The sequence below is a fragment of the Dictyobacter aurantiacus genome, from assembly GCF_003967515.1.
Classification (GTDB): domain Bacteria; phylum Chloroflexota; class Ktedonobacteria; order Ktedonobacterales; family Ktedonobacteraceae; genus Dictyobacter; species Dictyobacter aurantiacus.
Genome location: NZ_BIFQ01000002.1, coordinates 2,456,074 through 2,469,895 on the forward strand (window position 1 = coordinate 2,456,074; position 13,822 = coordinate 2,469,895).

General features: G+C 52.2%; 8 protein-coding genes. 3 read left to right on the top strand and 5 right to left on the bottom strand.

The window, feature by feature from the left end:
- Positions 1–3 precede the first annotated feature (3 nt).
- The 3 genes from KTT_RS34745 to KTT_RS34755 form a co-directional block, all read right to left on the bottom strand.
- Complete coding sequence (locus KTT_RS34745) at positions 4–990, bottom strand: ABC transporter permease (RefSeq protein WP_126602710.1); 987 nt, start codon at positions 988–990, stop codon at positions 4–6.
- Between the two features lie 155 nt (positions 991–1,145).
- Entirely contained in the window at positions 1,146–2,666 is a 1,521-nt protein-coding gene (locus KTT_RS34750) for an ABC transporter substrate-binding protein (RefSeq protein WP_160146358.1), read from the bottom strand.
- 423 nt (positions 2,667–3,089) lie between these two features.
- Positions 3,090–5,438 (bottom strand): glycoside hydrolase, encoded by a 2,349-nt coding sequence (locus tag KTT_RS34755; RefSeq protein ID WP_160146359.1) that lies wholly within the window; start codon positions 5,436–5,438, stop codon positions 3,090–3,092.
- A gap of 334 nt (positions 5,439–5,772) precedes the next feature.
- Here KTT_RS34755 and KTT_RS34760 point away from each other — a divergent pair, with 334 nt between their 5' ends.
- From KTT_RS34760 to KTT_RS34770, 3 genes are all read left to right on the top strand, one after another.
- Positions 5,773–6,057, top strand: coding sequence for a MoaD/ThiS family protein (locus tag KTT_RS34760; protein WP_126602716.1), 285 nt, complete (start codon positions 5,773–5,775; stop codon positions 6,055–6,057).
- A gap of 33 nt (positions 6,058–6,090) precedes the next feature.
- A complete protein-coding gene (locus KTT_RS34765; protein WP_126602718.1) occupies positions 6,091–7,191 on the top strand; it encodes a beta propeller repeat protein in 1,101 nt (366 codons plus the stop codon).
- A gap of 240 nt (positions 7,192–7,431) precedes the next feature.
- On the top strand, positions 7,432–8,613 hold the full coding sequence (locus tag KTT_RS34770) for a sensor histidine kinase (RefSeq protein ID WP_160146360.1): 1,182 nt from the start codon (positions 7,432–7,434) through the stop codon (positions 8,611–8,613).
- Between the two features lie 76 nt (positions 8,614–8,689).
- On the opposite strand, the gene clpB is transcribed toward KTT_RS34770, so the two are convergent.
- Together clpB and dnaK are read right to left on the bottom strand one after the other, a co-directional pair.
- Positions 8,690–11,305 (bottom strand): ATP-dependent chaperone ClpB, encoded by a 2,616-nt coding sequence (gene clpB / locus KTT_RS34775; protein ID WP_126602722.1) that lies wholly within the window; start codon positions 11,303–11,305, stop codon positions 8,690–8,692.
- A gap of 95 nt (positions 11,306–11,400) precedes the next feature.
- On the bottom strand, positions 11,401–13,302 hold the full coding sequence (gene dnaK / locus KTT_RS34780) for a molecular chaperone DnaK (RefSeq protein ID WP_126602724.1): 1,902 nt from the start codon (positions 13,300–13,302) through the stop codon (positions 11,401–11,403).
- Positions 13,303–13,822: the final 520 nt, after the last annotated feature.

Sequence of the window (13,822 nt, forward strand, 5' to 3'; positions counted from 1 at the left end):
ATCTTACTTACCTCCTACCCGCACTCGTGGATCGAGTGCTGCATATGTGAGGTCGGCAATAAAGTTGGCGGCCAGTACAGCCAGTGAAAGAATCAGAAACACGCCCTGCATCAAGGCATAGTCTTTATCACCGATCGCCTGAACGAAGGCGAAGCCAATACCTGGATAGGAAAAGACGGTCTCGGTCAGCAACTGACCCGAGACGATAAAGCCCAGCGCGAGTGCAAAGCTGGTGATGCTAGGAAGGATAGCATTGCGGGCCGCGTAGCGCAACATTACCCGTCCCCGACTCAATCCTTTAGCCTGTGCCATCAATATATAATCTTCCGAGAGTGTAGTGATCATAGTATTGCGCATCGTCAGCATCCAACCGGCCAGGGAAGACACAATAATGGTCAGAGCTGGCAGTATCGCATGCGAGAGAACGCTCAGCATAAAGTCGGGATCAAAGGAGGGGACCAGCCCCTCATCATAGCCGCCATTCAGCGGGAACCAGTTGAACGTAAACCCAAAGACGTACAGGCAGATAAAGGCCAGCCAGAAATATGGAATACCAGAGAGCATCATAATCATTGGTGAAATGATCGTATCAACCCTCGTACCACGTTTCCAGGCATTTAAAACTCCCAGCAGTGTACCAAGGATAAAACTGATCAGCAGTGTTACCAGGCCCAGACCCAGCGTCCAGGGCATACGCTGTGCAATGATCGTCGATACCGCAGTCGGGAAATAGTTGGTTGATACACCTAGATTGCCATGAAAGAGATTGTTGAGATATTGAAGATATTGTACCCAGAGGGGATCATGAGAAATACCAAATTGAATTTCCAGGGCCTGAATCATTTCCGGGCTTGGATTCTTATCGCGAAAGCGAGCCAGAATGGCCTGAGCCGGGTCCCCAGGTACCAACCGGGGCAAGAAAAAATTGATGGTGAGCGAAACCCAGGCCGTAACAATATAGAAACTAATTCTACGTAGTAAGTAGCGCATCCGCTAACTCCTTAAAAAAGGCTCATTGAAGTGTTGGTGCAGCGGGCGCGCATTGCGCGCCCGCTGCACCAACACTTCAAGCCGTATCGGGTGCCTCAAGCACCCTCCTGTTCGGAAGAGACGCGTATTCCTGGCGCGCCGGGAATACAGCATCTCTAGCGAGGCTTGATAGCTAGCATGATCTGTAAGGGAGAAGCAGCCGTTACATATGGATTATCCTTTGATGGCCAGCCGGTAAAGCGTGACGAGTTGTACTCAAACCACACAGGGGCGTCGAGCAGAGGGATCGTCGGAACCTGCTCAACAAAGATTTTCTCAATTCCCTGCATCGTCTGTTTCTGGACGTTCTGATCGCTGGTTGCGGCATACTGGTTCAGCAACGCGTCTGTATGTGGATCTTGCCAGCGAGCGAAATTGGACTGTGATGATGTACCAATGGGTGCGCTGCGCGCGCTATTGAGAGTACGGTTGTAATAATAGTATGGAGTCAGGCCACCGCCATCGGAGTCGACGGTGATGTCATACTGTCCATTCTGCTTGTTATTGTACCAATCGGTATACGAGAGCGTATTCACACTGGCATCGATACCCGCAGCCTTCAGATTTTGTGACGCCACCTGGCAGAGCAGGATCTCATCGCTATACGAGTTGGGCACATCGATCTTGAACGACAGGCGCGTCCCATCCTTGCCGACGTACACTCCGTCTTTACCCAGTGTATAGCCAGCATCCTCCAGGGTCTTTTTCGCCTGCTGCACGTCTGGCTTGAACGAGAGATTGGCATACTCGGGAGCCAGATAATCCTTGGCCGCCGGCAGAATGAGGGCGGTTGGATTGGCGACCTGCATATAGCCATTTTCCGCTACCTTCGACATCTTTGAACGATCGAGCGCCTGGCTGATAGCCTTGCGAACCGCTACCTGGTTGAATGGTTTCTTAGCGTTATTGGGATAGAACATAAGCGTCGCGTTTGGATACAACCAGAAATGGTGGTTGGTTGGATCCTTCTGAACGTAGTTTCGCTCCAGGTTGGGCGTAAACACCTGCGCCATATCCAATTTATTGCTGATAAGCTGCAGGACCAGCGTATCATTTGATTTATAGATTGGATAATTGATCTCATTGAATGCCGGCTTGCCAGGTTGCCAGTAACTTGTATTCTTCGTCAACGTTACCATCTGTGGTGTAAAGGTCTTCAGCTTGAAGGGTCCCGTACCCACCGGCGTTTTATCGACGTATTTGGTTGGATCGCCAACTTTCGACCAGATATGGGCGGGCAGCATCTGCAATCGTCCCAGATACCAGAGCATGGGCGTATTCGCCGTTTTGAAATGAAGCGTCACGGTATGATCATCGGGTGCCGTAACATCTGTCAAATATTTCCAGATGGCGCTGACATCCATGCCCGGGTACTGTTTCATCGCATCCAAGGTGAATTTAACGTCTTTAGAGGTAAAGGGCTGGTTATCATTCCACTTTACATTATCCTTGAGCGTAAAGGTAAGCTGTTTATTATTATCGCTAAACTGATATTTGGTAGCCAGCCAGGGATTCATCGTCCCATTGGCATAATTTGTAAATAATAATGATTCATAGATCATATCGGCTGGTGGCCCGCCGGATGCTGACGCATAAGGATTAAAATTGTCGATATACTCATCGCCGACTTCGCCCACCCATAAAGGATTCGCTTTTTTCGAAGTTGTGCTTGTGCTTCCGCAAGCATTAAGTATAAAGGAAACGAGTAGTAGCATAGTTAAAAATAGAATGCTACTACTTACTCGATAACCGAACCTTCTTTGATTTGTGGTGATGAACACTACCATGACCTCCCTAAAACCAATTAATTGCACAAACTGATCTAGTATCTCACTATTTGTACGTGGAAGGGCTACAGAAAGAGTCAAGCAGTAAAATATACAGGCGATAATTGTCTTCTGTGAGCGGTTTCACGGGCTCATAATCTGTTATGATAAGAAAACATTATTCGTCTTCTTTCTACGCTACTATGTAGCAGAGGTAGAACGAGGATAGCCGCCGAAGAACTTTTATTCTCCAGGCGGCTATACATCCCAATATAGTATGACTCGCGATCAGACTCAGGTCAGGCTGACATCGTCGATAGTGGCCCAGCCATTGATGGCGTGTGCATAATACCAGACCTTAATGCTCTGTCCCGCCGTAGCGCTAAACGTGGTGGTGTAGAACTGATAGCCCACATTCCCGGTGACATTGAGGTTTCTTACCTGTGTACCATTGACGTCGGCTCCAAACTGTACATTGCCGGTGTTATTGGCGGCATAGGCGGTCAGGGTATAGGTACGTGTGGTCGGGGCCGTAATGGTCTGGAACATACCAACATCACTGGAAGAGGTTGGATGCAGGTAAGCATCATAGGTGCCGCTATGTGGATAGTTGGTCTCGACTCCTGCCAGTGATGGATGCAGCTCGCCGCTCCATGGAGACAGACCACCGCTTTCAAAACCGGCGTTGGAGAGCAGATTGGTTGCTGCTGGTGGATCGATCTCGACACGGTCGAGCGCGGGCCAGACATTGCTGCTCTGTGGATTTTTACGGCCGGTGACCGTGATCTTGAGCGTATGCGTACCTGATGAGAGCTGTGGGCTCTCCCACATCAACTGATTGCCGGCGCGTTGGGCGGCGTAGAAATCTACCTCCCTGGCCGTTCCACCATCAATGGAGACAGTGGCGATCCCCTCATTGCTATCTTTAACCCCGAAGAGGCGAATGCGCGAACCGTTAAACTGCACGCTGGCTGTAGCCCCGGCCGTACCACTCCAGCTATTGCTGCCATTGTACAGGCCCGATGTATCATTGCCACAGCCGCCGGTACAGTGTCCCCAGTTGGCTGAATAGTTGAACTGATTGATGCCTGTGCCCTGCACTGAGTCATCGACTTCCGTGACGGCCCCCGCCCCGCTATAGGTAACGTTGTGAATTACAAAGGTAGTGATCGATTGTGCGGGTAGCGTACTGGTAAAAGCGTTATTGGTGATAGAGACGTTCGCGAGCTGAGCCAGATTCTGGCTGGCTGTTGTCTGGTAGGGGGTTGCCGAACTGCCTACACTATTGAAGTTGGACAGGTTATAGGTAACGTTGGTGCTGCTAGAAGAACTGTTGGTCGAGACGAGAACCAGGGTTTGTGAACCTGCATCGTAGGCGCTAAAGGTATTGCTATCGCTATTCTCGATCATCTTATAGCCGGGACGGACAAACTTGCTATAGTTGCCCATGGCGTAGTAACGGGAAGGATAGATAATATTGCCATTGCTGTCGGTGCTGGCCAGTCCCCATAGATCGTTGATCGAGCCATTGTTGCCGGAGCCGCCCGATGAGAAGTAGTTATCCGCTGCCTGCCAGATGACCCAGGAGGAGGGATGCAGGTGTTGCTCATCGGTGAGAATCTCCTGTGATAGGGTGATACCGGCCGCGATCGGACTGCTCTGAGCGCCTGCTCCCCATTCCGACATCCATAGCCGTTTATTGCCAGCCTGGCCGATGTTGTTGTAAGCGTAGTCACGATCACCGGTGCTGCCACCATAGGTGTGCGTATTATACTGCGCCACGTAGCCCTTCGCGCTACCATCATAGGAATTATAGTCGTTGTTGGAGCGATCGACGGAGGTATCATCAGGGGCCGATACCTGTGAATAGGCCGATACCCCTGTCTGATCGAGTTTTGCGCCCAGCTTATTGACAATCGTATTCTGCGTCACGGTCGAAACGTTGGTCCCCTCCTGATCGCCATCGTAGTTCCAATAGCCGGGCGTTGGCTCGTTGAACGGCTCGATCGTCTGAAGCGTCAGACCCCAGGTATCGTGAAAATGCTGGGCGATGGTGGATAGATAGCTGGCGTAGTCGTCGTAGTGGCCGCTGCTGATGTTCTCCGCGTTGCCGCTAGCGCCAGAGGTACAGCTATTGGTGGTCATCCAGGCGGGTGGTGAATTGACAAAGCCCTCAAAGATATTGGCTCCTCTGGCCTGGGCAGCCTGCAGCACCCAGCGCTGATTGGCGTCCTGGCTCCAGTCATAGCTGCCGCTGGTCGGCTCATAGGATGGAATGTTGGTGTAGATGCCAGCCTTACCGCTGGCGATCGAATTGTGGCACACATTACCAGGACCATCGGCGCCAAAGTTATAGCGCAGCACATTGAGCCCGATGCCCGTATTTGGATCAAATAGCTTATCGGCGAGCGGTACACGCTGGCTATCGCTCAGACTGCCGGCCCAGTTGGCCCACCAGGCCATGCTTGTGCCCCAGCCCTGGATCGTTTGAAACTGTTGACTCGGATACACGGTCACGCTATAGTCCGCGTATGCTTGTTGTCTATCGCTGATTGACAACAGTGTGCCTGCTACAATGACGAGTGTGAGCACCCCTAAACGTACCAGTGTCTGCAAGCGTCGTCTTCCATGATGACGTATCACCTTCATGCCCTCCTTTGCATGTATGCAGCCAAATTTCTCTGCTGTAATTGTACCAGCTTCGCGTGTATAATCCTAGCGCTTTTTCCACCTTCTCTTGCATCTCTCAATATGAGGCTGTAGCCCGCTCCTACTCTCTTTCACCTGTATAACTGAACTATAGTGATGATAATAGGCCAAAAAGCACGCCCGATATGCTTTTTAGCCTATTATCGTGATGATGAAAAGAGCAAGATGGAAGAAGTTTTTTTGAGCTGTCACAATTATACTGACTAATAGGGAGCGCACTGCGCTGTTCATCATAGGCATGGGAAGGTTATCAACGTAAAAGAGGATCATGGCTATGCCAATCGCCCAGGTGATTCTCCCGCCGATGCTGCGCGAGAGAACCAATCAGCAGGCTTACCTGAATGTAGAAGGGGCAACGATTCGTGATATTATTGCGGACCTGGAGCACCAGTTTCCAGGACTTCGTTTCCATCTCTGCTACGAGACTGGTGAACTGCGTTCATATGTCAACATCTTTATTGACCAGGCCAATATTCGCTATCTACAAGGCCTTGATACGCCCATTACCGCAGGGGTACGTATTCGCGTCATCCCCTCGGTTGCTGGAGGCTGACAGCAGTCTCACTTTCGTAAAGGAGATCGAGCCATGGCGCAACGGAAAAGGTATCCCTCGGGTACGGTGGTATTAACAGTGGGGACGAAACGAGGACTCTTCCTGCTCTCTTCCTCCGACCGCGTACATTGGGAGGTTGAGAGCACCGCGCTCAGCGGCCGCATTTTCTATGCGGTCTGTGATCCACGTGCCAATTATCGGCTGTTCGCCGCCGACAATGGTGATTTCTTCGGATCTTTTATCCGCTACAGCGACGATTTTGGTCAGACCTGGCAAGAGCCGCGCCAGGGGGTGCAGTTCACGCCCGATAGTGGTCTGAACCTGAAAAATATCTGGTATATCGAGCCGGGTCGTGCGCAGGAGCCAGGTGTCGTTTACGCCGGTACCGATCCGGCGTGTCTGTGGATCAGCACGAACGGCGGCGAGACATGGGAGCCAAACACGGCCCTGCTTGAGCACCCCACACGTGAACGCTGGGAGCCAGGCGCAGGTGGCCTCTGCCTACATTCCATCGTGGCTGATTATGCCAATCCCGAACGCATGTGGATAGGTATTTCAGCTGTGGGCTGCCTGCGTACCGATGATGGGGGCAAAAGCTGGAAGTTCGCCAATAAGAATACGCGCGCCGATTTTCAGCCCGATCGCTATCCAGAGTTCGGTCAGTGTATTCATCGCCTCCTGCAGCATCCCAACGAGCCGGATATGCTCTATCAGCAGAATCACTGCGGTCTCTACAAGAGTTTAAATGCCGGTGACGACTGGATCGACGTGCATAGCAACCTGACCTCTGACTTCGGTTTCCCTCTCGCCCTTGATCCATACCATCCCGAAACGCTGTACTCGATCGTCGAAGGCGAGGGACGCCACAACCTCAGCGAGCAGTTTACCGTCTATCGCACGCAGAACGCGGGCGAGGAATGGGAGGCGCTGACGCAGGGTCTGCCGAAAGGGCCTAATGTGCGCCTGGGTGTGTTGCGTCACGGCATGTGCACGGATGCGCTTGATCCCTGCGGCGTCTATGTTGGTACCAATACCGGACAACTCTTCGCCAGCAACGATCGTGGCGACCACTGGCAACTGATTGCCGATTACCTGCCCACCATTTACTCTGTCAGCGCGATATATCTTCTCTAACGGTCCTCACAACTCTTCCTCCGCCCTTCCCCTGAAGGACGGAGGGTTTAACTCTCCATAGGCTGAGTTTTCTCTTGCTTGTTCTACGATGATAGAATCACTCATATAAATGATGTACGTATGACCTACTGAGCATATTGAAAAGCCATATGATTGATTGGTAGAAGATACAAAGGAAACCAGGAAATGAAGCGATCTCAAAGCCAGCAGCCTGCCCGGCTTTCTTTCTCGCGTAGACCTATGGCGGAGCCGCTTTCGGTATGGCGCCGTCCTTTTGTAGGTTATCTGATTACGTTGCCACTGGTTGCTCTCGTACTGGCACTTGCGCCTCTGGTGTGGAACCCGGGTTTTCCGATTAGTTCAACCCATATTAATACCATCTTGTTGCTTCTTGTGACGGTCGCAGCAGCAATATGGGGTATTGGTCCTTCTCTCTGCTTGCTTCTGGTTGGGACCGGCTTGATCCTGGACCTGTTTTTCCAGCCCTTGCTTTTTGGTCGATTGTTTCCGCACTTAGCCTTGCAGAGGTTAAGTCTAAATGAGTTGATATCGATTGCCCTGTTTGCTTTGACTGGTACGATGATCTCTATCATTGTCTATCAACGCGAACGAGCGCGCCGCCATGCTCAGGAACAGGAAAATATCAGCAAAAATGCTCAACATCAGCTTGAAGAGTTCATAGGGATCATTTGCCATGAGTTAAAGACACCACTGACTGGTATCCAGGGCAATATCCAGTTCGCGTGCCGAAAAATTCAGAAACACCTGCTTTCCGTTCCAGAGACTGTTCATCTGCATCCGCAGATAAAGTCGCTGCTCAAAACTTTACACTATGCCGAAAGATCGGCTGTCATAGAAACGCGCCTGGTTGATGACCTTCTGGATGCGTCTCGTATTCAACGCAATATGTTTCGTATAAAACGAACTAACTGTAACCTTATTGATTGTGTCGACCAGGCGGTTGAACGCCTTGAAGGTATGAACGCCAGGAAGCGTATTGTCTGGGATCGCTCTTCTGATATGTTGCTGGTATATGGAGATCCCGATCGCCTGGAACAGATTGTTTCAAATTACCTTTCGAACGCGTTAAAATATGCAAGAGCATCAACACTGGTGGTGATACACCTGACGACTGACGCAGATTTTGCTCGCGTCTCGGTAAGTGATGAGGGCCCGGGCCTCTCACTGGAGGAGCAACAGCGTATATGGGAACGTTTTTATCGTGCTCAGTCCTGTGGGGAGCCGAATGAAGATGATGAGGTACCCCATGTTGGATTGGGCATTGGATTATCCCTTTGCCGGGCGATTGCCGAACAGCATGGAGGGCAGGTAGGGGTTGAAAGTATACCGGGAGAGGGTTCCACATTCTGGTTTACTGTTCCGCTAAACAATAACGAAAAAGAGGAGGCTTCTCAGAATTAAGGAATGGGTGTGTATTCTTTCTTTTTTACAAGAAGGCCATGAGATGCCAGACCCATAGCCTTCTTGATTCGCTTGATCAGGTTGCATAGGTGGCTTGTTGTGCTTGAGATTGTACCACCTCAATCACGATTTTACTGTTTCTGGCGTCGATTTTGATGGTATCGCCGTCATGGATGGTGCCGTTGAGAATATCGCTGGCAATGCGATTCTCGATCTCACGCTGGATGACGCGCTTGAGCGTGCGAGCGCCAAATTGGGGATCGTAGCCGATCCTGGCCAGCAGATCCAGCGCTGCATCCGTTACCCGCAGGGTGATGTGCCGATCAGCCAGGCGTGGACGCAGACGATTGAGCTGGATGGTAACGATATCTTTCATCAGTGTGCGCGTGATGGGATGGAAGACAACGATCTCGTCGATGCGATTGATGAACTCAGGGCGGAATCCCTCTGATCGCAGGCGTTGACGCACCTGGCGCTGCACCTCATCCTCATCCAATCGCTCAAGCTCTTTAAGCCAGTCTACACCCACGTTGCTGGTCATAATGATGACCGTGTTCTTAAAATCAACGGTACGCCCTTGCCCATCGGTCAGGCGACCATCGTCGAGCAGCTGCAGCAGCGTATTGAACACTTCTGGAGCCGCTTTCTCGATTTCATCGAACAGCACCACGCTATAGGGTCGACGGCGCGCCGCCTCTGTGAGCTGGCCACCCTCCTCGTAGCCAACGTATCCTGGGGGGGCTCCTATCAGACGTGATACGCTATATTTCTCCATGTACTCGGACATATCGATGCGAATGATGGCGCGCTCATCGTCGAACAGGAATTCCGCCAGAGCGCGGGCCAGTTCTGTCTTGCCGACGCCAGTAGGACCCAGGAAGAGGAAGCTGGCGAGTGGACGGTGAGGATCCTGCAGGCCGGCACGTGCGCGGCGGATGGCATTGGAGACCGCGGTGAGTGCCAGTTCCTGTCCCACCACACGTAGTCGCAGGCGCTCCTCCATATGGACCAGTTTTTCGATCTCGCCCTCCATCAGTCTGGAGACCGGGATATGCGTCCACTTAGCGACTACCTCGGCAATATCTTCGGCATCGACCTCCTCTTTAAGTAGACGTTTTCCCTTGATATTGCTAAGTTGTGCTTCGGTCTCGGTGATCTGTTGTTCCAGCTTTGGAATTGTGCCATGACGTAGCTCAGCGGCCTTCTCAAAGTTGTATTCACGCTCGGCCCGCTCCAGTTCAACCTGGGCCTGCTCCAGCTCTTTCGTCAGACGCTGGATCGTCTCAACCGGAGCACGTTCGCGCTCGAAAGCCTGTTCCAGTGCATCCAACTGCTCTTGCAAGGATGTAATCTCTTGAGTGACGCGCGTCAGCCGTTCCTTACTGGCCTCGTCAGTCTCTTTCTTGAGCGCCTCAAGCTCCACCTGAAGCTGACGGATGCGCCGATCCAGCGCATCAATCTCGGTTGGCGTACTATCCAACTCCACGCGCAGCCGACTGGCGGCCTCATCAATCAGGTCGATCGCCTTATCTGGCAAGAAGCGATCGGTAATGTAGCGATCTGACAGCACGGCTGCCGCGACGATTGCCCCATCGGTAATGCGCACCCCGTGATGGATTTCGTAGCGCTGTTTCAGCCCGCGCAAAATACTGATTGTATCTTCAACTGAAGGCGGCTCAACGATGATCGGCTGGAAGCGGCGCTCCAGCGCGGCATCCTTTTCAATATGTTTGCGATACTCATCCAGGGTTGTAGCACCAATGCAGTGCAGCTCTCCACGTGCCAGCATTGGCTTCAGCATATTCGAGGCGTCCATCGCCCCCTCGGCCGCACCCGCTCCGACCAGGGTATGGAGCTCATCGATAAAGAGGATGATATTGCCCTCGGAGCCTGTCACTTCTTTGAGGACGGCCTTCAGACGATCCTCGAACTCGCCGCGATATTTGGCGCCGGCCACCAGCGCGCTCAAATCCAATGATATGATCTGTTTATTGGCCAGGGTCCTGGGCACATCGCCACGCACGATGCGCAGCGCCAGACCTTCGACGATCGCTGTCTTGCCGACGCCGGGCTCGCCGATGAGGACCGGATTGTTTTTTGTGCGCCGGCTGAGCACCTGGATGACGCGCCGGATCTCTTCATCACGGCCGATGACTGGATCAAGTTTTCCCTGCTGGGCCAGGGTGGTCAAATTGCGCCCATATTTCTCTAGCGCCTCGTACTTGCCTTCGGGATTTTGATCGGTGACGCGCTGCGCGCCTCTGATGGAGGTGAGCGCCTGTAGTACATTCTCTCGCGTGAGTCGCGCCGCCTGTAATATCCGTGGCACCGCTCCATCTTTGATATTGAACATTGCCAGCAACAGGTGCTCGACGCTGAGGTATTCATCATGGAAGGCGTTCATCTCATTCCAGGCATCTTCCAGTAGCTTGCGCAGCCGGGGAGAGATGCCCGGCTCACTGCCACCGTACACCTTTGGCATACGCTCTAGCTCGTCATTGATGGCTTTCTGCGCAGCGGCCAGATTGCCTCCTGCTTTTGTGATGATCTGCTGGACGACGCCACCCTCTTGCGCCAGTAGTGCGGCCAGCAGATGTTCTACCTCCACCTGGTTATGATTGTGCTCGCGCGCAATCTGGGCCGCCGAGCTCACCGCTTCCCGCGATTTTTCAGTAAAATGCTCAATGTTCATCGTGCTTTCTCTATACCTTTGCAAACATATGTTGCTCACAGAGAAAGTTTGCCATCATGACACACTTTCTCTGTGAGCAAAGACGAAATGAGCTTTTAGACTTCGCGATATTCGCCTTCGACGGTACCACTATCACCACTATCAGGTGGTGTTCCTGTGGAAGGTCCGGTTCCGGCCCCTGCGGTTCCTGCTGCGGGTTGGCTGTATATCTCTGGTCCAATCTTTTGCATCTCGGTTTCCAGTTCGCTGGTTGCCGAACGCATGCGCGTCGTATCATTGCTGGTCATAGCCTCGCGCACCGTCTTTACTTTTCCCTCGATCGAGTTACGCAGATCGGAGGAAATCTTATCACCGACATCCTTCAGGGTACGCTCTGCCTGGTACGCCACGCTATCGGCGCGGTTGCGTGCTTCAATCTCTTCGCGGCGTCGCTGGTCTTCCTGGGCATGCTGCTCGGCGTCACGCACCAGTTTTTCCACCTCATCTTTGGAGAGACCACTGGAGGCCGTGATCGTAATCTTTTGCTCGCGACCGGTCGCCTTATCACGCGCCGTTACATTAAGGATGCCATTGGCATCGATATCAAAAGCGACATCGATTTGTGGCACGCCGCGCGGCGCCGGGGCGATTCCCTCCAACCTGAAACGTCCCAGGCTCTTATTGTCGCGCGCCAGTTCGCGCTCGCCCTGCAGGACATGGATATCCACGGCCGATTGATTATCTTCCGCCGTGCTAAAGACCTCGCTCTTGCGCGCTGGAATGGTTGTGTTGCGCTCGATCAGCTTTGTCATCACGCCGCCCATGGTTTCAACGCCCAGTGAGAGCGGAGTCACATCGAGCAGTAGCACATCTTTCATCTCTCCCTGGAGCACACCTGCCTGGATGGCGGCGCCCACAGCCACGACTTCATCGGGATTGACGCCCTTATTCGGTTCTTTGCCAAAGATCTTACGCACCAGATCGACGACTGCTGGCATGCGTGTCTGTCCTCCGACCAGGACGACCTCGTTGACCTCATTAGGCTTGACGCCCGCGTCTTCCAGGGCCTTCATAACCGGACCACGCGTCTTCTCAATCAGGTCGCTTACCAGCTGTTCCAGTTTGGGCCTCGTCAGCGTGATCACCATATGGCGTGGACCGCTGGCATCCGCGCTGATGAAGGGCAGATTAATCTCTGTTTGCTGCGAAGACGACAGTTCAACCTTGGCGCGCTCGGCTGCCTCCTTCAGGCGTTGCAGAGCCATACGATCTTTGCTCAGATCGATGCCCTGATCTTTGCGGAACTCATCGACCAGCCAGTTGATGATGCGCTGATCAAAGTCGTCTCCGCCCAGGTGTGTATCGCCATTGGTCGCCTTAACCTCAAAGACCCCTTCACCCAGCTGTAGGATCGATATATCGAACGTACCACCACCAAGATCATAGACGGCAATAATTTCATCGTGTTTCTTATCCAGCCCATACGCCAGAGAGGCTGCCGTGGGCTCGTTGATGATACGCAAAACCTCCAGCCCGGCGATGGTGCCAGCGTCTTTTGTCGCCTGGCGCTGCGTATCGTTAAAGTAAGCGGGAACCGTAATGACGGCCTGGGTAATGCGTTCTCCCAGCTTTGCTTCCGCATCGACGCGCAACTTCTGCAGAATCATCGCAGAAATCTCTGGGGGGCTATATTCACGTCCGCCCATCACCACGCGCACATCGCCATTGGGAGCAGATGTGATCTTGTAGGGGACCATTTTGATGGTGCGCTGCACCTCGGGATCATTGAACTTGCGTCCCATCAGGCGTTTAATCGAATAGATGGTGTTCTCTGGATTGGTCACAGCCTGGCGCTTCGCCACCTGTCCCACCAGCCGCTCGCCACCTTTGGTAATCGCGACAATTGAAGGCGTAATGCGTGATCCCTCACTGTTCTCCAATACCGTTGGTTCACCAGCTTCAATCACCGCCATTGCTGAATTGGTTGTTCCTAGATCAATGCCAAGTACTTTCGCCATTGCTACCAGTGTCCTTTCAAAAAAGTCTCAACGAGACTTTTTTCGTCACAATTCGTAATTTTATGCATAACAGGCGACCCCATTTCCTATAAATGATGTGCCTGAAATGCATACTTAAGCGGGACGAACGATAGGTTTTGCTGTTTGCAAGTCGCCTGGCTCTACCAGATTGCTTATACGGGATCAACGGTCAGACTTTTAAGATTGGCACGGAGTGTTTTTTCTATTTTTTTTCTTTTGGTTAGAACATATGTTTGATACGGTGAGGATAGCTGGTGCATGCACCTGATAGGTTATGCCTTGCACATATTACTCTTTGGGCTTTAGTATTTATCGAGATACATTTGGAGAATTTGACAGGCGTATAAAGTATATCCCTCGTTTGCCTCAGCTATGCTGGATAGCCATGTTTTTAAGTGATTCTTTTGATTATTAGATAAAGTATACGGTGATAGTTGCGCTGTTGTCAAGTATTTGTACCTGTAGCTCATCGTTTATAAGTAGAGTATAAAGGTAGATT